24 protein-coding genes are annotated in these 24091 nt (G+C 72.0%); 13 read left to right on the forward strand and 11 right to left on the reverse strand.

Going from position 1 to position 24091, the window contains the following annotated elements; translation table 11 throughout:
- Position 1: 1 nt before the first annotated feature.
- The 3 genes from AQI88_RS25385 to AQI88_RS25395 form a co-directional block, all read right to left on the reverse strand.
- On the reverse strand, positions 2-1345 hold the full coding sequence (locus AQI88_RS25385) for an ABC transporter substrate-binding protein (RefSeq protein ID WP_067003419.1): 1344 nt from the start codon (positions 1343-1345) through the stop codon (positions 2-4).
- Positions 1346-1396: 51 nt separating this feature from the next.
- Positions 1397-2608, reverse strand: coding sequence for an ROK family transcriptional regulator (locus tag AQI88_RS25390; RefSeq protein ID WP_067003424.1), 1212 nt, complete (start codon positions 2606-2608; stop codon positions 1397-1399).
- Between the two features lie 217 nt (positions 2609-2825).
- Positions 2826-3926, reverse strand: coding sequence for a mechanosensitive ion channel family protein (locus tag AQI88_RS25395; protein WP_244184302.1), 1101 nt, complete (start codon positions 3924-3926; stop codon positions 2826-2828).
- A gap of 317 nt (positions 3927-4243) precedes the next feature.
- On the opposite strand from AQI88_RS25395, the gene AQI88_RS25400 reads away from it, so the two are divergent.
- The gene (locus AQI88_RS25400; protein ID WP_067003427.1) at positions 4244-4780 is read left to right on the forward strand and encodes an HNH endonuclease; all 537 of its coding nucleotides are present in this window, start codon (positions 4244-4246) and stop codon (positions 4778-4780) included.
- A gap of 110 nt (positions 4781-4890) precedes the next feature.
- Here AQI88_RS25400 and AQI88_RS25405 read toward each other — a convergent pair whose 3' ends face one another.
- Positions 4891-5073: a hypothetical protein gene (locus AQI88_RS25405; RefSeq protein WP_067003429.1), complete on the reverse strand. Its 183-nt coding sequence runs from the start codon at positions 5071-5073 to the stop codon at positions 4891-4893.
- Positions 5074-5281: 208 nt separating this feature from the next.
- On the opposite strand from AQI88_RS25405, the gene AQI88_RS25410 reads away from it, so the two are divergent.
- From AQI88_RS25410 to AQI88_RS45175, 4 genes are all read left to right on the forward strand, one after another.
- Positions 5282-5527: a hypothetical protein gene (locus AQI88_RS25410; protein WP_067003434.1), complete on the forward strand. Its 246-nt coding sequence runs from the start codon at positions 5282-5284 to the stop codon at positions 5525-5527.
- On the forward strand, positions 5528-7627 hold the full coding sequence (malQ, locus tag AQI88_RS25415) for a 4-alpha-glucanotransferase (RefSeq protein ID WP_067003436.1): 2100 nt from the start codon (positions 5528-5530) through the stop codon (positions 7625-7627).
- A gap of 47 nt (positions 7628-7674) precedes the next feature.
- The gene (locus AQI88_RS25420) at positions 7675-7935 is read left to right on the forward strand and encodes a hypothetical protein (protein ID WP_067003438.1); all 261 of its coding nucleotides are present in this window, start codon (positions 7675-7677) and stop codon (positions 7933-7935) included.
- A gap of 214 nt (positions 7936-8149) precedes the next feature.
- Positions 8150-8467 (forward strand): hypothetical protein, encoded by a 318-nt coding sequence (locus AQI88_RS45175; protein WP_067003440.1) that lies wholly within the window; start codon positions 8150-8152, stop codon positions 8465-8467.
- A gap of 47 nt (positions 8468-8514) precedes the next feature.
- On the opposite strand, the gene AQI88_RS25430 is transcribed toward AQI88_RS45175, so the two are convergent.
- The gene (locus AQI88_RS25430; protein WP_067003441.1) at positions 8515-9114 is read right to left on the reverse strand and encodes a TetR/AcrR family transcriptional regulator; all 600 of its coding nucleotides are present in this window, start codon (positions 9112-9114) and stop codon (positions 8515-8517) included.
- Positions 9115-9271: 157 nt separating this feature from the next.
- Between AQI88_RS25430 and AQI88_RS25435 the strand changes: the two genes are divergently transcribed.
- The gene (locus tag AQI88_RS25435; protein ID WP_067003443.1) at positions 9272-10756 is read left to right on the forward strand and encodes an FAD-dependent monooxygenase; all 1485 of its coding nucleotides are present in this window, start codon (positions 9272-9274) and stop codon (positions 10754-10756) included.
- 203 nt (positions 10757-10959) lie between these two features.
- On the opposite strand, the gene AQI88_RS25440 is transcribed toward AQI88_RS25435, so the two are convergent.
- Positions 10960-11478, reverse strand: coding sequence for a MarR family winged helix-turn-helix transcriptional regulator (locus tag AQI88_RS25440; RefSeq protein WP_067003445.1), 519 nt, complete (start codon positions 11476-11478; stop codon positions 10960-10962).
- Between the two features lie 103 nt (positions 11479-11581).
- Here AQI88_RS25440 and AQI88_RS25445 point away from each other — a divergent pair, with 103 nt between their 5' ends.
- The 4 genes from AQI88_RS25445 (at position 11582) to AQI88_RS25460 (ending at position 15835) form a co-directional block, all read left to right on the forward strand.
- Entirely contained in the window at positions 11582-12916 is a 1335-nt protein-coding gene (locus AQI88_RS25445) for an MFS transporter (RefSeq protein WP_067003447.1), read from the forward strand.
- A complete protein-coding gene (locus AQI88_RS25450; RefSeq protein ID WP_067003449.1) occupies positions 12913-13845 on the forward strand; it encodes an EamA family transporter in 933 nt (310 codons plus the stop codon). Before AQI88_RS25445 ends, AQI88_RS25450 begins: the two co-directional genes overlap by 4 nt.
- A gap of 48 nt (positions 13846-13893) precedes the next feature.
- Positions 13894-14799, forward strand: coding sequence for a DMT family transporter (locus AQI88_RS25455; RefSeq protein ID WP_067003610.1), 906 nt, complete (start codon positions 13894-13896; stop codon positions 14797-14799).
- A 112-nt stretch (positions 14800-14911) separates the two neighbouring features.
- Entirely contained in the window at positions 14912-15835 is a 924-nt protein-coding gene (locus AQI88_RS25460; protein ID WP_067003451.1) for a LysR family transcriptional regulator, read from the forward strand.
- Here AQI88_RS25460 and AQI88_RS25465 read toward each other — a convergent pair.
- On the reverse strand, positions 15811-16590 hold the full coding sequence (locus AQI88_RS25465; RefSeq protein WP_067003453.1) for a GntR family transcriptional regulator: 780 nt from the start codon (positions 16588-16590) through the stop codon (positions 15811-15813). The two genes, AQI88_RS25460 and AQI88_RS25465, sit on opposite strands and share 25 nt — an antisense overlap.
- Positions 16587-17129: a GntR family transcriptional regulator gene (locus AQI88_RS25470; protein ID WP_067003455.1), complete on the reverse strand. Its 543-nt coding sequence runs from the start codon at positions 17127-17129 to the stop codon at positions 16587-16589. The genes AQI88_RS25465 and AQI88_RS25470 overlap by 4 nt, the downstream gene beginning before the upstream one ends.
- Before the next feature lie 149 nt (positions 17130-17278).
- Here AQI88_RS25470 and AQI88_RS43535 point away from each other — a divergent pair, with 149 nt between their 5' ends.
- The gene (locus tag AQI88_RS43535; RefSeq protein WP_079057787.1) at positions 17279-17698 is read left to right on the forward strand and encodes an ATP-binding protein; all 420 of its coding nucleotides are present in this window, start codon (positions 17279-17281) and stop codon (positions 17696-17698) included.
- 53 nt (positions 17699-17751) lie between these two features.
- Here the strand turns inward: AQI88_RS43535 and AQI88_RS25480 are convergent, their stop codons facing one another.
- The 3 genes from AQI88_RS25480 to AQI88_RS25490 all read right to left on the reverse strand — a co-directional run bounded on the left by AQI88_RS25480 (position 17752) and on the right by AQI88_RS25490 (position 22165).
- Entirely contained in the window at positions 17752-18228 is a 477-nt protein-coding gene (locus tag AQI88_RS25480) for a DUF1203 domain-containing protein (protein ID WP_067003613.1), read from the reverse strand.
- 118 nt (positions 18229-18346) lie between these two features.
- Positions 18347-20923, reverse strand: a complete 2577-nt coding sequence (pepN, locus tag AQI88_RS25485) for an aminopeptidase N (protein ID WP_067003459.1) — start codon at positions 20921-20923, stop codon at positions 18347-18349.
- 222 nt (positions 20924-21145) lie between these two features.
- Positions 21146-22165, reverse strand: coding sequence for an aspartate-semialdehyde dehydrogenase (locus tag AQI88_RS25490; RefSeq protein WP_067003461.1), 1020 nt, complete (start codon positions 22163-22165; stop codon positions 21146-21148).
- A gap of 319 nt (positions 22166-22484) precedes the next feature.
- Between AQI88_RS25490 and AQI88_RS25495 the strand changes: the two genes are divergently transcribed.
- Positions 22485-23039 carry an RNA polymerase sigma factor gene (locus tag AQI88_RS25495; protein ID WP_067003463.1) on the forward strand — a complete coding sequence of 185 codons (555 nt, stop codon included), beginning with the start codon at positions 22485-22487 and terminating at the stop codon, positions 23037-23039.
- A 1-nt stretch (position 23040) separates the two neighbouring features.
- Entirely contained in the window at positions 23041-24045 is a 1005-nt protein-coding gene (locus tag AQI88_RS47100; protein WP_067003465.1) for a hypothetical protein, read from the forward strand.
- Positions 24046-24091: the final 46 nt, after the last annotated feature.

Consider the following 24091-nt stretch of genomic DNA (forward strand, 5'->3'; position numbering starts at 1 on the left):
GCTACTTGGCCTGCGCGATGTCCGTGTCGATCTGCGCGGCCGTCTTCTTCAGGCCGGCCTTCAGATCGGTGACCTTGCCGCTCTCGTAGTCGTAGCCGAACTGCTGGATCGTCACCAGGTACACACCGCCGTTGATCGAGGCGGGAGTCGTGGTGGAGTCCGGGTTCGCGGCGATGTCCAGGAAGGTCTTGAACCGGGGGTCGTACTTCAGCTTCGGCGACTTCAGCGCGGCCAGTGTGGAGGGCACGTTGTGGATGTCGTTGGCGAAGCCGACCACCGCGTCCGTGTTCGTGGTCATGTACTTCACCAGTTCCCAGGCCGCGTTCTGCCGGTGGCTGGTGGCGGCGATGCCCGCGATGGTGCCGGTGATGTAGCCCTTGCCGTACCGGCTCGCCTGGTCGTCCGGGACGGGCAGCGGGGCGACGCCGATCTCGAACTTCGCCTTGGCGTCCTCGGCCATTCCGAGCCGCCACTCGCCGTCGAGCTGCATGGCCACCTGACCGGTGTGGAAGGGGTGTTTCGGGCCCCACTCGTCGCCCAGCGTGGCCCGGAACTTCTCCAGCTTCCGGAATCCGCCGAGTTCGTCGACGAGCTTCTTCTGGAGCGTGAAGCCCTTTTCGAACGCCGGGTCCTCGGCGAGGCCGGACTTGCCGTTCTTGCCGAAGTACGTCGGCGAGAACTGGGCGAAGTAGTGCTCGGTGGTGGACTCCCAGCCGTGGTAGTCCGGCATGAAGCCGAGCTGTTCGTAGCCGTCGCCCTGCGTGATGGTCAGTTTCCTGGCGTCGGCCTCGAATTCCGACCATGTCTTCGGCGGGGCGGTGATGCCCGCCTTCTTGAATGCCGTCTTGTTGTAGTAGAGGCCGTACGCGTCGCCCAGCAGCGGCACCGTGCAGCGGTTGCCGTCGTACTGGGTGTACTCGTTCATCGTCTTCGGGAAGGTCGTCTCCGGGTCGATCCCCGACTTCTTGAAGAAGGGGTTGAGGTCGACCAGCGCGCCCGAGGAGCAGAACTTGCCCACGTTGTTGGTGGTGAAGGAGGAGATCACGTCCGGGGCCCGGTCGCCGCCGGAGCGCAGCGCCTGGTTGATCTTGTCGTCGGTCATGTTGCCGACGATGTTCACGTGGATGTTGGGGTGCGCCTTCTCGAATCCGGCGACCAGCGACTTGACGGCCTTCACCTCGTTCGGCGCGCTCCAGGCGTGCCAGAAGTTGATCGTCGTGTCCTTGGAGGCGTCGTCGGTGGCGCCGGCGTCGGACTGGCCGGTACAGGCGGTGGTGAGGAGGGCGAGGGAGGCAGTCAGGGCAAAAGCCGCTTTTCGGGCATGAGAGGGTACGACGTCGGGCATGGCGAGGTCTCCCAGGGGCGGGGTGAGGTGAGGAGCAGGGGCTACGGACGCTCAGCGCGAGGTGTCGAAGACCTCGTCGCGGGTGGTGGCGAGCGCGGACTCCAACGCGCCGCGCAGTACGGGGTGTTCCCGGACGTCGCCGACGACGAGCCGGGGGCGGGCCGCCGCCAGCTCCTCCAGCTCGGCCTGGACGAGGGCGCGCAGCACCTCGCCGCCGGCCGTCAGGGCGGAGCCGCTGAGGACGACGAGTTCGGGGTCGAGCACGGAGACGAGCGAGGCGAGACCGGTGGCCAGCCGGGTCGCGTAGGTCTGCAGCAGCTCCCGGTGGGGGCCGCTCGCGTGGTCGGCGGCGCGTGCCACGAGTTCCGCGGCGGCCTCGGTGTGCGGCCCCGTCGGCACGTCCTCGATGCCGAGTTCCCGGGCGAGTTTCGGTACCGCCTGGGAGCCGGCCAGCTCCTGGTAGCCGCCGCTGTTGGCCTTGGTCACCTGGCGCACCAGCGGCGTGCCCGGCACCGGCAGGAAGCCGACCTCGCCGGCGCCGCCGGTCCAGCCGCGGTGCAGCCGGCCGCCGAGGACCAGGGCGGCGCCCAGCCCCTCCTGGTTCCACAGCAGGACGAAGTCCGCGTGGCCGCGGGCCGCGCCGAGCCGCTGTTCGGCGATGGCGACGAGGTTGACGTCGTTCTCGTACTCCACCGGCATCGGCAGCGCGGCGGCGAGTTCGCCGAGCAGGCTGGGGGAGTGCCAGCCGGGCAGGTGGGAGGCGTAACGCAGCCGGCCGGTGCCCGGATCGAAAGCGCCGGGGGTGCCGATGACCAGCCGGTGAACGTCGTCCCGGGCCAGCCCCGCCGCCTTCACCGCGCCGTCGAGAGCCTCGGTGACCTGCTGGAGGACCGGCTGGGCCGGGCGGCGGCCCGGGGTGGGCAGTTCGTACTCGCCGACCGTGCGGCCGGTGATGTCGGCGACGGCGGCGCGGATGCGGTGCGGGGCGACGTCGAGCCCGGCGGCGTACGCGGCCGTGGGGTTGACGGCGTACAGCTGGGCGCTGGGGCCCGGCCGGCCCTCGCTGGTGCCGGTGACCCGGACCAGTCCGGCCGCCTCCAGGCGGGCCAGCAGCTGGGAGGCGGTCGGCTTGGACAGGCCGGTGAGCTTGCCGATCCGGGTGCGGGACAGCGGCCCGTGCTCCAGCAGGAGGTCCAGGGCGGCGCGGTCGTTCATGGCGCGCAGGACGCGCGGGGTGCCCGGCGTACCGGCGGTTCCTGCCATGGGGGTCGACACCTGCCTTTCCAACTGCCCAGTTTTTCAGTGACCTGGCCATGACGTCCAGCCTTGATCACCGGCCGCCGGAAGATCACTGTTAGGAAACTTTCCTATTCGGGTGGGAGGAACGTAAGCCCAGGACGAAGAGGGCGTCAATAGACAACGCCCCCGAGGCAACAGAGTCGTTACCTCGGGGGCGAGGGCTACCGCCTGGCCTGCGGAGCTACTTCGGCGCCGACCGCTGCTGCGGAGTGATCGGTGTCGCCGCCTCCGACTGCGGCGAGGCGGTGTTGGAGTACACCGAGGGTGCGGCCACCGCGGCCGTCGGGTCCGGGGTGTCCTCGACGTCCACCGCGGCCGTGGCCCCGCCCACGATGCGGATGCTCGCCGCGTCGAAGGCCCGCTTGATGCGCCAGCGCAGCTCGCGCTCCACGGCCACCGACTTGCCCGGCATCGTCTTCGCCGAGACCCGGACCACCATGGAGTCGATCAGCACGCTGTCCAGGCCGAGCACCTCGACGGGCCCCCACAGCAGCTCGTTCCAGGGCTCTTCCTTGCTCATCCGCTCGGCGACCTCGTCCAGCCTGGCCTTCACCCGGTCCAGGTCCTCGCTCGCCTTCACGGTCACGTCGACCCCGGCGGTCGCCCAGCCCTGGGAGAGGTTGCCGATCCGCTTGACCTCGCCGTTGCGGACGTACCAGATCTCGCCGCTGTCGCCGCGCAGCTTGGTCACCCGCAGCCCGACCTCGATCACCTCGCCGGAGGCCACGCCCGCGTCGACCGTGTCGCCGACGCCGTACTGGTCCTCCAGGATCATGAACACACCGGAGAGGAAGTCCGTGACCAGGTTCCGGGCGCCGAAACCGATCGCCACACCGGCCACACCGGCCGAGGCCAGCAGCGGCGCCAGGTTGATCTTGAAGGTGGACAGCACCATCAGCGCGGCCGTGCCGAGGATCAGGAAGCTCGCCACCGAGCGCAGCACCGAGCCGATCGCCTGCGAGCGTTGCCGGCGCCGCTCGGCGTTGACCAGCAGACCGCCCAGCGCGGTGCCGTCCACCGACTCCACGGTCCGGTTCATCCGGTCTATCAGCTTGGTGATCGCCCGCCGTACCAGCCCTCTGAGCACGAACGCCACGACCAGGATCAGCAGGATCTGCAGACCCATCGCGAGCCAGGTCGACCAGTTCTGCTCGACCCAGCTCGCCGCGTTCGTCGCGCTCTGCTGGGCGTCCTGGATCGTCGGCACGGCCGGGGCCGTCGGTCCCGAGGGAGACGGCGAGGGCGTCGCACCGGCGGCCAGGAGGACGACGGGCAAGGACACGGCAGGTACCTCCATGGTGCTGCGCGGTCCGCTCCGGTGGGGCGGTCAAGGTCACGAAAAGGTCACCGGGCGGACAGAACCAACACACTAACGGGGCATTGTGTGTGTTCCACGCCGATCCGCAAAGGAGGGGCACAGGAGAGACCGTTCTCACCCGGGCTTGAACAGGCCATGATCCGGGGGATGAATCGGGTGTGGTCGAAAACACTCCCAGCCCGTTACCGGGACATGGTGGCGCTTCCACCAGGCATGAGGGGAGACTGGCTGCAGATCGTCCCGGCGCGAGCCACGCGCCGCCGACGCCCAAGGAGGCCCCCGTGCCGCATGTCCTGGTCCTCAACGCGTCGTACGAGCCGCTCGGCGTCGTACCGCTCCGCCGCGCGCTCATCCTCGTCCTGGAGAACAAGGCCGTCTCCCTCGAGGAATCCGGCGCCTTTATGCACAGCGCAACCGTCACAGTCCCCGCACCCAGCGTGGTCCGGCTCAAGCGATTCGTCCGGGTTCCCTATCGGGGGCCCGTTCCTCTTACCCGCAGGGCGCTGTTCGCCCGCGACGGGGGCCGGTGCATGTACTGCGGTGGCGTCGCAACCAGCGTCGACCACGTCATCCCGCGCAGCCGCGGAGGCAAGCACGTCTGGGACAACGTGGTGGCCTCATGCCGCCGCTGCAACCACGTGAAGGCCGACAAACACCTCGTCGAGATCGGCTGGCGGCTGCGCCACAAACCAGCTCCGCCCACCGGTCTGGCCTGGCGCATCATCGGGACCGGCCATAGGGACCCGCGCTGGCTGCCCTATTTGCAGCCGTACGGCGCGGACGACGCCATGGCCCGGATCGACGGCATCTCCGCCTGACGATCCGGGCCTTCGCATACCCCGTGGCCGAACGGCTCCGCTCAGCCACGGGGCCCTTCGGCGCGCGCCCCGCGTACGGCGTACAGGGCGGCGCCCACGGGGGCACGCGGTCAGCGGAAGGCCGGCAGCCTGCTCAGGCGGGCGCCGAGCAGGACGGCCGCGGCTGCCGTGACATCTGTACAGCCCAGCGTGTTGCGGATCACGGCCGGGGGTCCGAAGACCTCCGGATGCCCGGGCACCGCCGCCGGATCCCCCGCCGCGACGGCCCGCAACAGTGCCGCGTCCCCATCCACGCCCTCCTTCTCCCGCCGCCCCCCATAGCGCGGCACAGTCCCACAACCGGTCTGCCGACCGCCCGGGCGGCACCGGTTCACGACGCGCGTGCACCCGTGCTCCACCGGTCCTGGAGAGTGCCTTCGCCGTCACGGGGTAGGCCTGCCGTAACCACCCCAAGCCGCGGCATTCGACCCGGCGACAGGACACAGCGACAAGGAGGCCCCCGTGGCCGCACCGGCTCATCTCCCGATCCCGGCCCAGTGGAAACCCGTGGCGGAGTCGTCCGCCGAGACCCACGAGCCGCAGGACTGCCTCTTCAGCGCGGAGGGAGCGTGCGCGGAGGCGCCGCTGACCAGCGAGCCGCCGCTGCCCGATGCCGAGCCCCTGACCAGCGAGCCGCCGCTCGCCGATGCCGCCCCGCTGACCAGCGAGTCCGACCCGGTCCCGGACTTCTTCGGCCCGGGGCTGTAGATGGCCGCGGCGCACGACGACGAGGAACTGTCCCGGCTCGCCGGGCTGCACGGGGTCGCCACCTCCTACAGTCCCGCCCCGGACCGTACGGTCGCGGTCTCCGCCTCCGCCGTGGTCGCCGCCCTGGCCGCCCTCGGCGTCGACGCCGGAACCCCGGACGCCGTCCGCGCCGCGCTCGCCGAACGGGAGCACGAGCTGCGCGAACGGCTGCTGCCGCCGACGGTGGTCCGGTGGGCCGGCACCGAGGGGCCGCCCGACGCCTTCGCCGCGCTGCCGCCCGGCACCCGCCTGCGCGTCGAGACCGAGCAGGGGGAGGAGCGGGACCGGATCGAGGACCTGCCGGCCGGTGTGCACCGGGTGAGCGCCGGCGCGCCCGACGGACGTACCGGACACGCCCACCTCATCGTCGCCCCGGACCGGCTGCCCGCCCCCGCCACCCGCTCGTACGGCCTTCTCGTCCAGCTGTACTCGCTGCTCTCCCGGCGCTCCTGGGGCATGGGCGACCTCGCCGACCTCGCCGAGCTGGCCGGCTGGGCCGGGCGCACCGCCGGGGCCGGGTTCGTGCAGGTCAACCCGCTGCACGCGGCCGTACCCGGGGCCCCGACCGACCCGTCCCCGTACCGGCCGTCCTCGCGCCGCTTCCCCGACCCCGTCCACCTGCGGATCGAGGCGATCCCCGAGTTCGCGCACATCGAGGACCCCGAGGACCGCGACCGGATCCGCACGCTGCTGGAGCGCGCCGAGCGGCTGCGCGCCGCCGTCCTCGACAAGGGCGCCCTCATCGACCGGGATGCGGTGTGGGAGCTGAAGCACGAGGCCCTGGAGCTGGTGCTCGGCGTCCCCCTCGGGCCGGGGCGGCAGGCCGCGTACGACGCCTTTCGCGCTGCTCAGGGCCAGGCCCTGGAGGACCACGCCACCTGGTACGCGCTGGCCGAGACCTACGGCGCCGACTGGCACCGCTGGCCCGGCGGGCTGCGGGACCCGCGCTCGGCCGACACCGCCCGCGCCCGCGCCGAGCTCGCCGGCCGCGTCGGCTTCCACACCCGGCTCGCCTGGCTCACCGACGGCCAGCTCCGCGCCGCCCAGCGCGCCGCCCGGGAGGCCGGGATGCCCGTCGGGATCGTGCACGACCTCGCCGTCGGCGTGCACCCCCAGGGCGCGGACGCCTGGGCGCAGCAGGACCACTTCGCCGCCGGGATGTCGGTCGGCGCCCCACCCGACGCCTTCAACGCGCGCGGCCAGGACTGGGGCCTGCCTCCCTGGCGCCCCGACCGCCTCGCCGCCTCCGGCCACGCCCCCTACCGCCACCTCCTGCGCGCCCTCTTCCGCTACGCCGGCGCCCTGCGCATCGACCACGTGATGGGCCTGTTCCGGCTGTGGTGGGTGCCCCAGGGCAGCCCGCCCACCGAGGGCACGTACGTCCGCTACGACGCCGAGGCGATGCTCGCCCTGCTCGCCCTGGAGGCCTCCCGCGCCGGGGCGGTGGTGATCGGCGAGGACCTGGGCACCGTCGAACCGGGGGTGCGCGAGACGCTCCAGCGGCACGGGGTGCTCGGCACCTCCGTGCTGTGGTTCGAGCGGGACTGGGAGGGCGACGGCCGCCCGCTGCCGCCCGAGCGCTGGCGCGCCGACTGCCTGGCCACCGCGACCACCCACGACCTGCCGCCCACCGCCGCCCGGCTCACCGGCGAGCACGTCGACCTGCGCGACAGCCTCGGCCTGCTGACCCGCCCGGCCGCCGAGGAACGCGCGGAGGCGACCGCGGACGCGGCGGAGTGGCTCGCCCTGCTGGGCAGCCTCGGCCTGCTGGACACCCCGGCCGCCGGGCCCCCGGGAACCGCCGAGGAGGCGGAGATCCAGGGCGTCCACCGCTTCCTGCTGCGCACCCCGGCCCGCCTGATCGGCGTCTGGCTCCCGGACGGCGTCGGCGACCGCCGCCCGCAGAACCTCCCCGGCACCTGGGACCAGTACCCCAACTGGCGGCTGCCGGTCGCCGACGCGCAGGGCCGCCCGGTGCCGCTGGAGGAACTGGCGGCCTCGCCGCGGCTGCGGGCGCTGCTGGAGGTCCTGCGGGAGGAAGCGGGGGGTGAGCCGCCGTAGGGCACCCCGGGCGCGCGGCCTTCCTGGCCGTTCGCTAACTTGAGAGCGTGGACAAGAAGAACGCCCTGCGCGCCGGCGCCCTGGCCGCCGGTACGACGCTGATGATGCTGCTCATGTCGTCCCCCGCGCTCGCGCTGACCCGCGACGACGGCGACGACCCCGGCAAGGGCCTGAGCGTCGGCGCGACGCTGGGCCTGTACGTGCTGGCTCCGCTGGTGCTGTTCGCGGTCATCACGGGGCTGGTGATGGTCCTGGACAAGTCCAAGATCCGTGTGCACAAGCCCGGCACGGAGAAGGCCAAGGCCTGACCGGAACCCGATCTCTGCCGAGGGCGCCTGTCCTCCCGTCCGTACGCGCACACCGCCGTACCCGGGTGGGGACGGCGCCCTCGGCGTTTTCTCCCTGTCGTAGGCACAGTTCAACTGATCCAGCCGATCTTGCCTCCCGATGCTCCTGCGGCCGAGACTCGGAGCGCGCACCCCGGGGTCGGTGTGGCCCTGGGGCCGACGACAGGAGATGCACATGAAGCGAGCCCTACGTCTCGGTGCCTGCTTAGCCGCGGTTCTCGCAGGCGCCTTCGTTCCGGCCGCCGCGGCCCAGGCCGCCCCCGCCACCACGACGGCCACGGCCGACTACGTCTGTGAGGGCCTGGTGGGGCACGGATCCATTTCCGGCCTGTGGCTGGAGGGCACCAACTGTCACGGCCCGACTGGTCTGGCCTGGGAAAACCGCACCATCACCACCACCAGCGGCGGCAGCATCTGGCAGTGCGTCAGCTGGTCCTACAGGCCCGACGAGTTCGGGCCCGTCAAGGCGTCGGGCTGCAAGCTCGCCGGCTGATCTCCCCGACAGGCGTGCACCCAGGCCCTGTCGGGGCAGCACGCGGTTCAGGGGCTGGGTGCTGCCAGGTAGCGCTGCACGGTGGGCGCGAGCCACGCCACGATCTCCTCGGGGCGCAGCGCCACCGTGGGCGCAAAGCGCAGGACGTAGCGGGTGAGCGCCAGCCCGAGCAGCTGTGAGGCGCAGAGCGCGGCCCGCGCGGGTACCTGCTCGGGGTCGGGACACACCTGCCGGGCCACCGGCAGCAGCTGGTCCCGGAAGATGCCCTGCATGCGCTCGGCTCCGGCCTGGTTGGTGGCGCCGACGCGCAGTACGGCCGTGAGTTCCTCGTTCTCCTCCCACAGGCCGAGGAAGTGCTGCACCAGCGCTCGGCCGACCTCGTCCCGCTCGACCTGCGTCAGGTCCGGCAACCGCAGGTCGAGCGCGACCGCCGCCGCGAACAGGCCCTCCTTGCTGCCGAAGTACCGCATCACCATCGACGGGTCGATGCGTGCGTCCTTGGCGATGGCGCGGATGGTGGCCCGCTCGTAGCCGTCGGCGGCGAAGCGCTCGCGGGCGGCGGCGAGGATCGCGGTACGGGTGGCGTCGGAGCGGCGGGCCGCCGGGCCGGCTCCGGAATCTGTGCTTCTGCTGAGGCTGCCGGTCATGCCAACGAGCGTAGGCCCACATCCGTGGGCCAACAAGTGTTGACGTCGACCGGTGGTCGTTCTATGTTTGCCAACAAGCGTTGACCAACGCGTGTTGACCAGTAGATGTCGGCCGACACGCGTGGGCCACCGGACGTTGGCACCCCAGGAGGCCACCATGAACGGCACCAGTGGAACCACCGGCACCGGCAGCACCACCGACGCCACCGGCGCCACCCCTCGCGTCCTGGTCGTCGGCTCCGGCCCCACCGGCCTCCTCCTGGCCGGCGACCTCGCCACCGCCGGCGTCCCGGTCACCGTCCTCGAAAAGCGTCCCCGCAAGATCAGCAACCTCTCCCGCGCCTTCGTCCTGCACGCCCGCACCCTCGAACAGCTCGACGCCCGCGCCCTCGCCGACGACCTGGAAGCCGTCGGCCGGCCCCTCGACCGGCTCCGCCTCTTCGGCCGGCTCACCGTCGGCCTCGACACCCTTCCCTCCCGCTTCAACCACCTCCTCGTCCTGCCGCAGTACGAGGTGGAGAAGGTGCTGGAGCGGCGTGCGGTCGAGGCGGGCGTCGACTTCCGGTACGAGACCGAGCTGACCGGCCTCACCCAGGATGCGGACGGCGTGACGGTGGAAGCCCGCGGTCCCGAAGGCCGGGCGGAGACCCTGCGGGCCGCCTACGTCGTCGGCACCGACGGCATGCGCAGCGCCGTGCGGGACGCGGTCGGACTGCCCTTCCCCGGCAAGTCGGTGATCCGCTCCGTCGTCCTCGCCGACGTGCGGCTCGCCGAGAAGCCCCCGACCCTGCTCACCGTCAACGCCGTCGGCGACGCCTTCGCCTTCCTCGCGCCCTTCGGTGACGGCTACTACCGGGTGATCGGCTGGCACCGCGGCCGTAACGTCCCCGACCAGGAGCCGCTGGACCTGGAAGAGGTCAGGGAGATCACCCGCCTCGCGCTCGGCGGGGACTTCGGGATGCACGACGCCCGCTGGATGTCCCGCTTCCACAGCGACGAGCGCCAGGCGCCCGCCTACCGAGTCGGCAGGGTCTTCCTCGCCGGGGACGCCGCGCACGTGCACACCCCGGCCGGCGGCCAGGGCATGAACACCGGGCTGCAGGACGCGGCCAACCTCGGCTGGAAGCTCGCCGCGGTCGTCACCGGCCACGCGGACCCCGAGCTGCTCGACAGCTATCAGACCGAGCGGCACCCGGTCGGCAAGGCGGTGCTGCGGAGCAGCGGCGGCATCGTCCGCCTCGCCATGGCCAAGCGCCCCTGGACGCTGGCGGCCCGCGCCGCACTCACCACCTTCCTCAACGCCGCGGGCCCGGCCCGCCGCAAGGTCGCAGGCCAGGTCACCGGCATCGGTTACCGCTACCCCGCGCCCCGCGGCGCCCACCGCCTCACCGGAACCCGTGTCCCGGACGTCGCCCTGGCCGGCGGCGGCCGCCTCTACGAGGCCCTGCGCGGCGGCCGGTTCGTCCTGATCACCCCGGAGCCGTACGAGGGCGGGCGCGGGGAGCGCCTCGCCGTGGCGCGGTGGGCGAGTGACCGTCGTACGACGGTGCTGGTGCGGCCCGACGGATACGTGGCCTGGGCGGCGGACGCCACGGACACGGTACGGATCGAGGCGACGGTGGCCGCATACGTCGGCGGCTAGGGCCTGTCCGGCGGGTCATGCCGGAATCGCGGGGTCTGGCCACGAAGAAGGTAACGGGGCATCGCGTCGACGCCCTCCTCCGCCTTGCAGCTGCACGCTCCCCCACGCTCGAATGCGCTCGCGCGGGGGCACCCCCATGACCCCGCTCACCTGTGCTGATCAGGCACCGTCACCTGGAGCCGGCCTGATCCGCCGGACAGGCCCTAGCGCTCCGCCCCCTGTGTCCCCGCGAGCAACTCCCTCAGCAGGCCGACCAATTGGTCGGCCTGTTCGCTGTCGAGGGAGGACGACAGGGCCTCCGTCTGGACCGCGAGGCCCGCGCCGACCGCCTGGTCGATGATGTCCAGCCCCTTCTCGGTCAGCGTCACCTGGAGGCCGCGGCGGTCGTGGGGGTCGGGGGAGCGGCGCAGCAGGCCGGCGCGTTCCAGCTTGTCGAGGCGGCCGGTCATGCCGCCGGTGGTGAGCATCAGCGTGGCCGAGAGCTGGCGCGGGGAGAGGGTGTACGGCTCGCCGGAGCGGCGCAGGGTCGCGAGGACGTCGAACTCGCCGCGCGAGATCCCGTAGGGGGAGTAGGCCTTCTCCACGCGGTCGCCCATGGCGCGGGAGAGGCGGTAGATCCGGCCGAAGACCTCCATCGCCTTCGTGTCCAGGTCGGGCCGCACGGCCGCCCACTGGTCGATGATCGCGTCGACGGGATCCCTGGGGGACTGGCTCGGGTTCATGGGGGGAGTATCCGGCTCCGTTCGGTCGCCTGCAAGAAAGTAGCTTGACGAAAAGTAGCTTGGCGCTAAGCTACTTTCCAGCAAGTTATCCAAGGGGGTCGGCATGGAGCTGAGGAAGAGCGGGAAGAGCGAGCGCATCCCGGGGGAGTGGGCCCTGCCCGTCGCCGCCGCCGTCAACGGCGTCGGTACGGGCATGTACGTCCCGTTCACCTTGGTGTTCTTCCACTACGTCACCGGACTGTCCTTCACGGTCGTGGGCGCCGTGCTCACGGCCACCGGCCTCGCGGGCATCGGCGTGCTGCCGCTGGCCGGGGCGGCGGTGGACCGGTACGGCGCGAAGCGCGTGCAGTACGTGCTGTACGGCGTCCGGGTCGTCGGCTTCGCCCTCTACCCCTTCGCCCACTCCCTCGCCGCCTTCGCGGCCGTCGCCCTGGTCACCGCCGCCGCCGACCGGGCCTTCCCCGCCGCGCAGCAGTCCCTGATCGGCGAGGTCGCGCGCGGAGCCGGGCAGGACCGGCTGCAGGCGTCGACGCGTGCGATGCAGAACGCCGGCAGCGGGGCGGGCTCGCTGCTGGCCACGCTGGTCATCGCCTTCGCGGGCGGCACCGGTTACACGTACGCGGCCTGGGGCAACGCCCTCTCCTTCGCGCTGGCGGCGCTGCTGCTGCGCCCGCTGAAGCCGGTGCGCGCGGCCGACGGGGCCCCGGCTTCGCGTCACGCGGGCGCCGGATACCGGCTCGTCCTCACCGACCGGCCCTTCCTGGTCGTCACCGGCGCCAACTTCCTGAACGCGCTGAGCTATTCGGCCCTCTCGGTCCTCTTCCCGCTGTTCGTCGTGGAGTGGCTGCACGGGCCCGCCGCGCTCAGCGGCGCCGCCTTCACCATCAACACCGTGCTGTGTGCGGTGGCCGGCGTCGGCGTCGGCGCGCAGGTCCGCCGGGCCGGCGCCCGGCGCACCCGGGCGGCGGCACTGGGCGGGGCCCTGTTCGCGGCCGCCTTCGCCGCGCAGATCCTGCTCGGCACCCTGCGGCCGAGCTCGGACACGGTCCTGGGAGGCGCCCTGGTCGCCGTGGTCGTCGTCTACACCCTCGGCGAGCTGATCCACAGCCCCGCCGCCCAGGTGCTCGCCGTCGCGGCGGCGCCCGAGGCGGTGCGCGGCCGGTACATGGCGGCCTACCAGATGTCCTGGTCGCTGGCGAAGGCGGTGGCGCCGTCGCTGTTCACAGCCCTGCTCGCGCTGGACGGCCGGGCGCCGTGGGCCGTCCTCGTACTCACCTCGGCGGTGGCCGCCGCCCTGCTGATCCGGGTGGAGCGCCGACTGCCGGCGGAGGCGGTACGGCCCCTGCCGGTGACCGTGACCCGCGGTGGCGACGCCGCCCCCCGCGCCCGGCACGGCGTGACCCCCAGCTCTCCCGAAACCGAAGGGACCCGGTCATGAAACGGTCCGCGACCGTCCTGCTCACCGCCCTCGCCCCCGTCTCCTGGGGCACCACCTACGCGGTCACCACCCAGTTCCTGCCGCCCGACCGCCCCCTGTTCACGGGCCTGATGCGGGCCCTGCCGGCCGGAGTGCTGCTCCTCGCCCTCACCCGGGTGCTGCCGCGCGGCGCCTGGTGGGGGAAGGCGGCGGTGCTGGGCGCGCTGAACATCGGCGCCTTCTTTCCGCTGCTGTTCGTGTCGGCGTACCGGCTGCCCGGCGGGATGGCCGCGGTCGTCGGCTCGGTCGGGCCGCTGTTCGTCGTAGGCCTCTCGGCGCTGCTGCTCGGGCAGCGGCCCGTCGCGCGCACGCTGGTCACCGGGGTCGTGGCCGCGTTCGGCGTCAGCCTCGTCGTCCTCCAGGGGGCCGGTGCCCTCGATGCGATCGGGGTGCTCGCGGCCGTCGCCTCCACCGCCTCGATGGCCGCCGGGACAGTGCTGACCAAGCGGTGGGGACGGCCGGACGGCGTCGGCCCGCTGGCGCTCACCGGCTGGCAGCTCACCGCGGGCGGTCTGCTCATCGCGCCGGTCGCCTTCCTGGTCGAGGGCGCCCCGCCCGCGATCGACGGCCGGGCGGTCGGCGGCTACCTGTACCTCGCGCTGGCCAACACGGCGGTCGCCTACTGGCTCTGGTTCCGCGGCATCGGCCGCCTCACCGCCACCCAGGTTGGGTTCCTCGGCCCGCTCTCCCCGCTGACCGCGGCCGTCGTCGGCTGGGCGGCCCTCGGACAGGCGCTGGCGCCGGTGCAGGTGGCGGGCATGGCGCTGGCCTTCGGGGCGACGCTGGCCGGGCAGCTGGGCATGGCGGCCAGGCATCCATCGTTCAGTTCTGCTGAAAAGATCAGTCGAAAAGATTCGATGGACCTGACAGATCCGGCACTGCGACGGTAGGTGCACCCCGATCACCCGATCGCCGAAAGGATCTCTGTGGCCACAGCCCTGCACCAGACCGCCACCCCTCTCACTCGCCCCCGCAAGGCCGCCGCCGCCCCCGTGCTCGGCCTCGCCCTCGCCGCCCTCGCCACGGTCGTCTGGTCCGGCAGCTTCGTCACCTCCCGCGCGCTGCACGACAGCGTCCCGCCGATCCAGCACGCCTTCTGGCGCTGGGTGATCGCCCTGGCGGCCGTAGCACCCTTCGGCGCCCGCCAGGCCTGGCGGCAGCGAAAGCTGATCCGGCAGCACGGCCGCTACGTCCTGCTGGCCTCCCTGCTCGGTGTCGCCGTCTACAACACCCTCGTCAACCAGGCCGGGCTCACCACCCCCGCCGCCACCATGGGCATGATCATGGCCGCCTCGCCGGTGCTGATGGCGGTGTTCGAGCGGCTGGGCGGCGTACGGCTCGGAGCGCGCCGGACCGCCGGGCTGCTGACGGCCTGCGCCGGCGTGCTGCTCCTCATGGGCGGCGGGGCGAGCTTCGGCGCCGGCGACCTGTGGATGATCGCCGCGTCCTGCTGCTTCGCCGCCTACAGTGCCCTGCTCCGCCGCAGGCCCGCCGAACTCGGCGGCACCGCCTTCCTGTTCACCACGTTCCTGGTCGGCACGGTCCTCCTGCTGCCCGTGGAGGCCGCGAGCGTGGCCCTCCAGGGCGGCTTCCGCCCGACCCCCGGCACGGTCCTGCCCCTCCTCTACGTCGGCGTGGCCTCCTCCGCTGTCGCCTTCTTCGCCTGGAACAAGGCCATCGCCCTGATCGGCGCCGCCCGCGCGGGCATCGTCTACTACCTTCAGCCCGTGTGCGTGGCCCTGCTGTCGTGGGGACTGCTCGGCGAGGTCACCGAATGGCCCCAACTCCTGTGCATGGGGCTGATCCTGGGCGGGGTCTTGCTGGGCGCGGGGTCCCGTCGGTAACGGCCGGTCCGCCTCATGGTCGGGGCTGCCCGGCTCGGCCTGCGCCGGAGCACGGTGAACCGGTCGTAGAGCCGTACCGATGGTGCCGGAGGCGAGCGTGTAGCGTGCGGGCATGGCCGAGTGGGACCTGAGGAAGCTGCGCATCCTGCGCACACTGCGGGAGCGCGGCACCGTGACCGCGACGGCCGAGGCCCTGCACATGACCCCGTCCGCGGTGTCCCAGCAGCTCACCAACCTCGCCGCCCAGCTCGGCGTGCCCCTGCTGGAGGCTCACGGCCGCCGGGTCCGGCTCACCGACGCCGCCCGGCTGGTGCTGCGGCACACCGAACCCGTCTTCGAGCAACTGGAGTGCGCCGACGCCGAGTTGGCCGCCTACACCCAGGGCGAGACCGGAGAGGTCCGGGTCGCGGCCTTCTCCACGGCGGTCCCGGCACTGGTCGTACCGGCCGTACGGGCGCTGCGGGCCACGCATCCCAAAGTGACCGTACGCGTCCGGGAGGCGGAGGCCGCCGAGGCGTACCGGCTGCTGGCCGCCGGGGAGGTGGACCTCGCCCTGTCCCTCGCGGCGCGGGCCCCCGACGCGGCCGACGGACGCTTCGCCAGGGTGCCGCTTCTGGCCGACCCCCTGGACGTCGCCCTCCCGCCCGACCATCCGCTCGCGTCGGCCCCCGCCCTACGGCTCATCGATCTCGCCGCCGAGCCATGGATCTTCGGCGGCAGCGGCCCATGGTCCGACATCACCCGCCGCGCCTGCGAAGCCGCCGGCTTCAGCCCCCACCAGGGCCACTCGGCCTCCGGCTGGACCGCGATCCTGGCCATGGTGGAGGCGGGGATGGGCGTCGCCCTGGTACCCCGGATGGCCGCGGGCCGCCGGGACGGCGTGGTGATGCGGGAGCTGGGGGCGGACCGGCCGGTACGGCACGTGGTGGCGGCGGTGCGGAAGGGCGGGGAAACCGGACGGGTGGTGTCCCGGGTGCTCCAGGCCCTGCGGGACGCGGCCGCAGTCAGTGGTCACTCAGGTGCGAACTCGTACTGAAGCTCGTAGAGATGGCCCGCCTTGACCATGACGGTGGCTTCGATGGGACGATCGTCGTCGCTGTAGACCACACGCAACGTACGGAGTACCGGAAGGTCGCTGGGCAGACTCAGTGCCCGGTACTGCTCCTGCGTGGGAACCCTGGCGGAGACCCGGTCCACACTCAGACGCGGAGGAAAGCCGAGTTCGGCGAGCAGGGCGGGAGTGCCGCCCCTGATCTTTCGGCTCTCTGCGATGGCGGTTCCCTGGGCGATGGCCACCGGGTAGTACGACTTGACCAGTTCGACGGGTTCGCCGTCGATGGAGAGGACCTGGTGCCGCAGCAGGGCCGTCTCGTCGGCGGCGATGTTCAAGGCCGCCGAGACGTCGGCGGGAGGCCTGACCTCGCTCACGTCCAGCAGGGTGCTGCGGGCCTGGGACCCCAGCTTCGAGACCTCGGTCAGCCAACGGTAGGGCTTTCCCCGCTCGGCCGGAGCCATGTACGAGGCGGGGCGCATGGTCCGCTGCCGGTGCTCGCGGACGGTGACTGCGGCCCCGGCGCGGCCGATCACGAGCCGCTCGTCCTTGAGGACTTGGAGCGCCTTTTGAATGGTGGCATTGGACGCGTCGAATCTCGCCTTGAGCTGAGCGGTGGAGGGCAGGCTGGCGCCCGGGGCCAGGTCGCCGCTCATGATTTCGTCGCGAAGGTCGGCCGCGATCCGCTCGTGCAGTGACCGCCGGTCCTCGGCGCTGGTGTCGGTGGTGGGCACGGTCATCCGATCCGCATCTCGTAACGCAGCTGCTGCCTATGGGCCGGCATGACCATCATGTCGACTTGAATGGGCCGGTCGCTGCCGTCCAGCGTGACCCTGCTCAGCTTGAGCACCGGCTCGTCCGGGGCCAGGCGCAGGGCATCGCGCTCCTCCATGCTGGGCATCCGAGCGGTCACGTCCTCACGCACGCGCGTACCGATGTATCCGAGTTCGGCAAGGAGGGTCACAGCTCCACCGGGGATCCTTCCCTTCGCGGCGAGGCGAGTGCCACCGGCGATGCTCGCGGGGTAATACGTGTCCGTCAACTCGCAGGGCATCCCGTCGAGTTCGATAATCCTGCGGCGCACGACAACGGCTTCTCCGGCAGGTAGGTCGAGGAGGGTGGCGACGTCGTCCGGAGCGGGCACCTCGTCAGCCTGCACGATGCGCTGACTTCCCTTGCCTCCGCGCGCCGCGGCCTCGGCTCCCCAGGCGTCGGGCTGCCCCTTCTGTCGCGGTGTCAGGTACGGCATCGAGGTACTGACCCACGTGCTGTCGCTCACGGCGTCCTCCTGTTTCGGTTGCCAGCCTTGCCGCTTCACACGTTAAGCGACTCGCTTCGGCCACTCCCCAAAGGGTACCTCTCTGCTTTTCGCGAAAAGTGATACGGTCGCTCCCGACCGCACAGTCCTGAGCAAGGTGGTGGTGCACCATGCCGCTGTCAAGGCAACGACGATTCCCCCGTACCCGCAGATCCGTGAGAGCCGCACGTGCATTTGCTCTCGACACGCTGACGGAGTGGGGCTACCTCGACCGGCATGACGACGTACGGCTCTGCGTCTCGGAGTTAGCGACGAACGCTGTCCTGCACGGTGTGCCGCCGGGACGCGAGTTCTGTCTGGCAGTCGTCGGCGACGGTCCGTTGGTCCGTGTCGAAGTACGCGACAGCGGGGGCGGACGTCCGGAAGCCGTTCAGGGCGAGCCCGAGGCGTGCGGGGGCAGGGGGCTTCGCCTTGTGATGACCCTCGCCGATGACTTCGGCGTCACCGTGCACAACCCCGGTAAGACCGTGTGGACCGTGTTCAAGACCGCCCCCTCAACGGCACCGGAGGCTCGCGATGGAGACGTCTGAACGTGCTCGGCTCGATGCGTACTTTGTCAGTACGGATCGGATCGGCCGGGGCTTCACGGCCGCCGCACCTCGTACAGGAAGCAGCCGTACTCCACCGCCCGTACATGCACGAGTGCCACCTCCGGGTCGGCGAAAGCCTCGGTGAAGGCCGGTTCGAAGGCGGTCGGGTCCTCGACCAGGCGGCCGCCGAGGATGCGGCCGTCGGTGGAGTAACGGCGGACCGTGCGACGGGCGTTGGTGAAGGGCAGAGCGTCGGTGTCCGGGCCGGGACATTCGGTGGCGTGGATGAAGACGGGGCCCTGCTCGTCGTAGGCACCAGGGTCGGCGCCCGTCTCCGCCGCCCAGCGGCGCAGGGGCGCGTACGCGACCAGGGCCAGGCGCTCGCCGGGCTCGCTGCGGCGCAGGCAGCAGCGCAGGGGTGCGTCGCCCTCCTCGTCGGTGAAGGGGGCCATGGGGCGGCCCGCGTCGTCGCGGGCGCGCAGCTCCTTCAGGGCCGTGGGCGTCAGCGGTCGTGCGGTGTATGGGGTCATGGAGCCAGCGTGGCGCGCCGCCGGGCCGCCCACCGGCGGGATCCGGACATGACCTTCGAGCACAGAGAAAGGGCGCCCGGCTCGGCACCGGGCGCCCTTCATCGGCGTACGAAGGGGACTATGCGTCCGCTGCCGCGTCCGCCGCCTGTGCCTTCAGCGCGCGCTCGATGCCCGAGCGGGACTCCGAGACCAGCCGGCGCAGGGCCGCGTTCGGCTCGGCCGCGGCCAGCCAGGTGTCCGTCTTGGCCAGGGTCTCCTCGAAGACCTGGAGCGACGGGAACAGGCCGATCGCGATCTGCTGGGCGATCTCGTGCGAACGGGCGTCCCAGACGTCCTTGAGGACCTCGAAGTACCTGTCCGTGTACGACGCGAGCAGCTCGCGCTGGTCGGTCTGCACGAAGCCGCCGATCACGGCCTCCTGCACGGCGTTCGGCAGCTTGTCGGAGTCGATGACCGACGCCCACGCCTCCGCCTTGGCCTCCGGCGTCGGGCGGGCCGCGCGGGCGGTGGCCGCGTGGCGCTCACCGGCCGCGGTCTTGTCCCGCTCGTACTCGGCCGCGATCTCCGCCTCGTCGAAACGGCCGACCGCCGCGAGCCGCTCCACGAACGCCCAGCGCAGCTCCGTGTCGACGGCCAGGCCCTCGATGGTGTGCGTGCCCTCCAGCAGGCCTTCGAGGAGGTCCAGCTGCTCCGGCGTACGGGAGGTCGCCGCGAAGGCGCGTGCCCAGGCCAGCTGGTGGTCGCCGGCCGGCTCGGCGGCCCGCAGGTGCGCCTGCGTGGCGTCGGTCCAGCGGGTCAGCAGCGCCTCGCGGGCGGTCGGGTCGGCGTACAGGTCGATGGCCAGCTTCACCTGGCGGTGCAGCGACTGCACCACACCGATGTCCGACTCCTTGCCGATGCCGGACAGCACCAGCGACAGGTAGTCGCGGGTGGCCAGCTCGGCGTCGCGGGTCATGTCCCAGGCCGACGCCCAGCACAGGGCACGCGGCAGGGACGCCTCGAAGTCGCCGAGGTGCTCGGTGACGACCTTCAGCGACTCCTCGTCCAGGCGGACCTTGGCGTAGGACAGGTCGTCGTCGTTGAGGAGGATGACGGCGGGGCGGCGCTTGCCGGTCAGCTGCGGTACGGCCGTCAGCTTGCCGTCTACGTCCAGCTCGATCCGCTCGGTGCGCACCAGCTTGCCGGAGTCGGCGGAGAGGTCGTACAGGCCGATCGCGATGCGGTGCGGGCGCAGCACCGGCTCGCCCTTGGCGCCGGCGGGCAGGGCCGGGGCCTCCTGGCGGACGGCGAAGGAGGTGATGATCCCGTCCGCGTCGGTGGCGACCTCGGGCCGAAGGATGTTGATGCCGGCCGTCTCCAGCCACTTCTTCGACCAGGTCTTCAGGTCGCGGCCGGAGGTCTCCTCCAGCGCGCCCAGCAGGTCCGACAGGCGCGTGTTGCCGAACGCGTGCCGCTTGAAGTACGCCTGTACGCCCTTGAAGAACTCGTCCTCGCCGACGTACGCGACGAGCTGCTTGAGCACGCTCGCGCCCTTGGCGTACGTGATGCCGTCGAAGTTGACCAGCACGTCGTCCAGGTCGCGGATGTCCGCCATGATCGGGTGGGTCGACGGGAGCTGGTCCTGGCGGTACGCCCAGGTCTTCATCGAGTTCGCGAACGTGGTCCACGAGTGCGGCCACTTCGAGCCGGGCGCGGAGGCCTGGCAGGCGATGGAGGTGTAGGTGGCGAACGACTCGTTCAGCCACAGGTCGTTCCACCACTCCATGGTGACCAGGTCGCCGAACCACATGTGGGCCAGCTCGTGCAGGATCGTCTCCGCGCGGACCTCGTACGCCGCGTCGGTCACCTTGGACCGGAAGACGTACTGGTCACGGATGGTCACCGCGCCCGCGTTCTCCATCGCGCCCGCGTTGAACTCGGGCACGAAGAGCTGGTCGTACTTCTTGAAGGGGTACTCGTAGTCGAACTTCTCCTGGAACCAGTCGAAGCCCTGCCGGGTCACCTCGAAGATCGCGTCCGAGTCCAGGAACTCGGCGAGCGAGGGACGGCAGTAGATGCCGAGCGGCACGCTCTGCCCGTCCTTCTCGTACACGCTGTGCACGGAGTGGTACGGGCCGACGATCAGCGCCGTGATGTACGACGAGATGCGCGGCGTCGGCTCGAAGGACCAGACGTTGTCCTTGGGCTCCGGCGTCGGAGAGTTGGAGATCACGGTCCAGCCCTCGGGGGCCTTCACGGTGAACTGGAAGGTCGCCTTCAGGTCCGGCTGCTCGAAGGAGGCGAAGACCCGGCGGGCGTCCGGAACCTCGAACTGGGTGTACAGGTAGGCCTGCTCGTCGACCGGGTCCACGAAGCGGTGCAGGCCCTCGCCGGTGTTGGTGTACGCGCAGTCGGCGACGACCCGCAGGACGTTGCGCCCCTCGAGCAGTCCGGGCAGCGCGATCCGGGAGTCCTTGAAGACCTCGGCCGCATCGAGTGCGTCCCCGTTGAGCGTCACCTCGTGGACCGCCGGGGCCACGAGGTCGATGAAGGAAGCGGCGCCGTTTTCGGCGACGTCGAAGCGCACCGTGGTCACGGACCGGTAGGTACCGCCCTCCTGCGCGCCGGAGAGGTCGAGATCGATCTCGTACGAGTCAACGGTGAGCAGCTTCGCCCGCTGCTGCGCCTCTTCGCGAGTCAGGTTTGTGCCAGGCACGCGGTCATCTCCTCGTTATGTGTGGGTTGCGCCATCCTTCCATGGGAGCCACGGAGAAAGCGATGTCTTCAGCTGTCCGCCGGCGTCCCCGCCGGCACCCGCGCGAACCCCGGGGCCTCCTGCAAGGTGCCGGCCGACGGGCCGGGCGGCGGCACGCGGAAGGGGCGGTCACGCGCTCGTGACCGCCCCTGTGCCGAGGATGCGCCGTGCTTCGGATGCGCCTTACTTCGCCGACAGCTCCGCCGCCACCAGCTCCGCGATCTGCACCGCGTTCAGTGCGGCGCCCTTGCGGAGGTTGTCGTTGGAGATGAACAGGGCCAGGCCGTTGTCCACCGTCTCGTCGCGGCGGATGCGGCCGACGTAGGAGGGGTCCTGGCCGGCCGCCTGGAGGGGCGTGGGGATGTCGGAGAGGACGACGCCCGGGGCCTGGGCGAGCAGCTCGGTCGCGCGCTCCGGGGAGACCGGGCGGGCGAAGCGGGCGTTGACCTGGAGGGAGTGGCCGGAGAAGACCGGGACGCGCACGCAGGTGCCGGAGACCTTCAGGTCCGGGATCTCCAGGATCTTGCGGGACTCGTTGCGCAGCTTCTGCTCCTCGTCGGTCTCGTTCAGACCGTCGTCGACGATCGAGCCCGCCAGCGGAAGCACGTTGAAGGCGATCGGCCGCTTGTAGACCTGGGGCTCGGGGAAGTCGACCGCCCCGCCGTCGTGGGTCAGCCGGTCCGCGTCGGCGACGACCTTCTGGGCCTGGCCGTGCAGCTCGGCCACGCCCGCCAGGCCGGAGCCGGACACCGCCTGGTAGGTGGCGACGACCAGCGCTTCGAGGCCGGCCTCCTCGTGCAGCGGCCTCAGCACCGGCATCGCGGCCATGGTGGTGCAGTTCGGGTTGGCGATGATGCCCTTGGGGCGGTCGGCGATCGCGTGCGGGTTCACCTCGGAGACCACCAGCGGGACCTCGGGGTCCTTCCGCCAGGCCGAGGAGTTGTCGATCACGACGGCGCCCTGGGAGGCGACCTTCTCGGCCAGCGCCTTGGAGGTCGCGCCGCCCGCGGAGAAGAGGACGATGTCGAGGCCGGTGTAGTCGGCGGTCGTCGCGTCCTCCACCGTCACGCCGTCCAGCACCGTCCCGGCCGAGCGGGCCGAGGCGAACAGGCGCAGCTCGGTGACCGGGAAGTTCCGCTCCGCGAGGATCCTGCGCATGACCGTGCCGACCTGACCGGTGGCTCCGACGATTCCGACCCTCACGGCGTCTCCCTCTGTGTGTTGCTTGCTCGACCGGGGCTTTCCATCATGCGGCCGACCCCGGCCCACCTGTCCAATTCTTTGCCGGGCGTGCCCGAGGAGTGGGACACGATCACCCGGCGGACGGTTCCGTACCTGCGCCCCACACCCCGCTGAGCTGGAGATATTCCCTCACCCAGGGCCCCGCGCCGCAAGCTGTGCTGTCCCGCCCCTGCCCGCCCGGACCCCGGCCACTCGCGGTGTGACGTACGCCTCTGAGAAAGGGGCCGAACGTTTCCGCCCCCTGCGGCGTCGTAGGGGCAAACGCGTGAGGGGGTGGCTTGTGCTGCGCGGAGGGGCGCGCCGCGACCAGGGGGCGTACGCCGGTGCCGACCACACCGGCCGTATCGACGCCGACCCGCTGGACGCTGCCCAGGAGCGCCGGGTGCGGGCGGTGCTCGCGCTCGGCGGGGTGCCGCAGGCGGACCTGCTGGACGGGGTGCAGCAGGTCCGCCTGCGGTTGCTGGAACGGTCCGCGAGCGGGCGCGAGGCGCCGCGGGACGTGTCGGCGTGGGCGGCGGTGGTCGCCTCCAACCTGGCCATGGACTGGCACCGGGCCAAGCGGCGTCAGGAGCGGCTGGGGGAGCGGCTGGCGGCGCTGCGCGAGCCCGCGCACCCCTCCGGCGAGGAGACCAGCTTGCTCTCCCTCGCCGTCGCCCGGGGCCTGGACGAACTGCCCGACGCCCAGCGTCAGGTGGTGATCCTGCGCTTCTTCGCCGACCTGCCGGTGCGTGCGATCGCCGACGAGCTGGGCATTCCCGAGGGCACGGTCAAGAGCAGGCTGCACACGGCGGTCCGCGCCCTGCGCGAGCGGCTGCACGAGGACGAGGTGGTGTGACATGACCGCCGGACACGAGGGCGCGGGGGAGTACGCCGGCATGGACGCGCTCATGGCCGCGATCACGGGCGAACCCCTGCCGGAGGAAGCCCGCCAGGACGCCGCCTACCTGACCGAACACCGCTCGGCCGAGGCCGACGTGGCAGTGCTGCGGGAACAGCTGACGTGGCTCGCGGAGGCGCTGGCCGGGGAGGCGAGGCTGCCGGGGGAGGAAGCAGAAGGGACGGAAGCAGAAGGGACGGAAGCAGAAGGGACGGAAGCAGAAGAGGCGGAAGCAGAAGAGGCGGAAGCAGAAGAGGCGGAAGCAGAAGAGGCGGAAGCAGAGGGGGGAGAAGCAGAGGGGGCTACCGGGACGTCGGCGGCGGCCGGGAAGTCCGTGGCGCCCGCCACCCGACCGCGCAGTGTCACCCGTCCCGTCGGTCCCGCCCGCCCCGCCCGCCCGCCGCGCCCGGGCCGCCCGCCCCGCCCGCGCCGGGCTCTGCGCCTCGCGCTCGGCCTGCTCGCCGGTGCGGCGGCCTTCAGCATGGCTGCCGGGCTCGGCTGGCTCGTGACGCACTCCGGGGCGGGCGACTCGATGGGCGGGAGCAGTGCCGACGCGAAGAGCGCGGCCGATGCCCCGGCCAAGGTCTCCGGGGAGGGCGGCCGGCCCGACGACCCCGCACTGGCCCTGGCCTGCTACCGGCTGGTGGTCGAGGGCACCGTGGCCGAGGTGGAGCCGAAGCCCGGGAGTCCCCGGACCCGGATCGTGCTGACCGTGAGCCGCTCCTACAAGCCCGCGCACACACCGGCCGAGGTCAGCTTCCTCCTCGACGGCGGAGCGCAGCCGGCCCCGCGCAAGGGACAGCACGTGCTCGTCGGGGTCGGCCAGGGCCAGGACGACGCGAGCCTGTGGGCCGTAGGGGACACCCGTGTGGCCGCCGACCGCGCGTGGATCACCGAGGCGCTGCCCGAGGCCCGGCACACCACGTGCCCGTCCGACGACGAGGAGCCGACCGGCACACCGTGAGGGGCGGGTATCCCCCCGGACACCCGCCCCCCAGCTCACCTCAGGT

It is taken from the genome of Streptomyces cellostaticus (genome assembly GCF_001513965.1).
Taxonomy (GTDB): Bacteria; Actinomycetota; Actinomycetes; order Streptomycetales; family Streptomycetaceae; genus Streptomyces; species Streptomyces cellostaticus.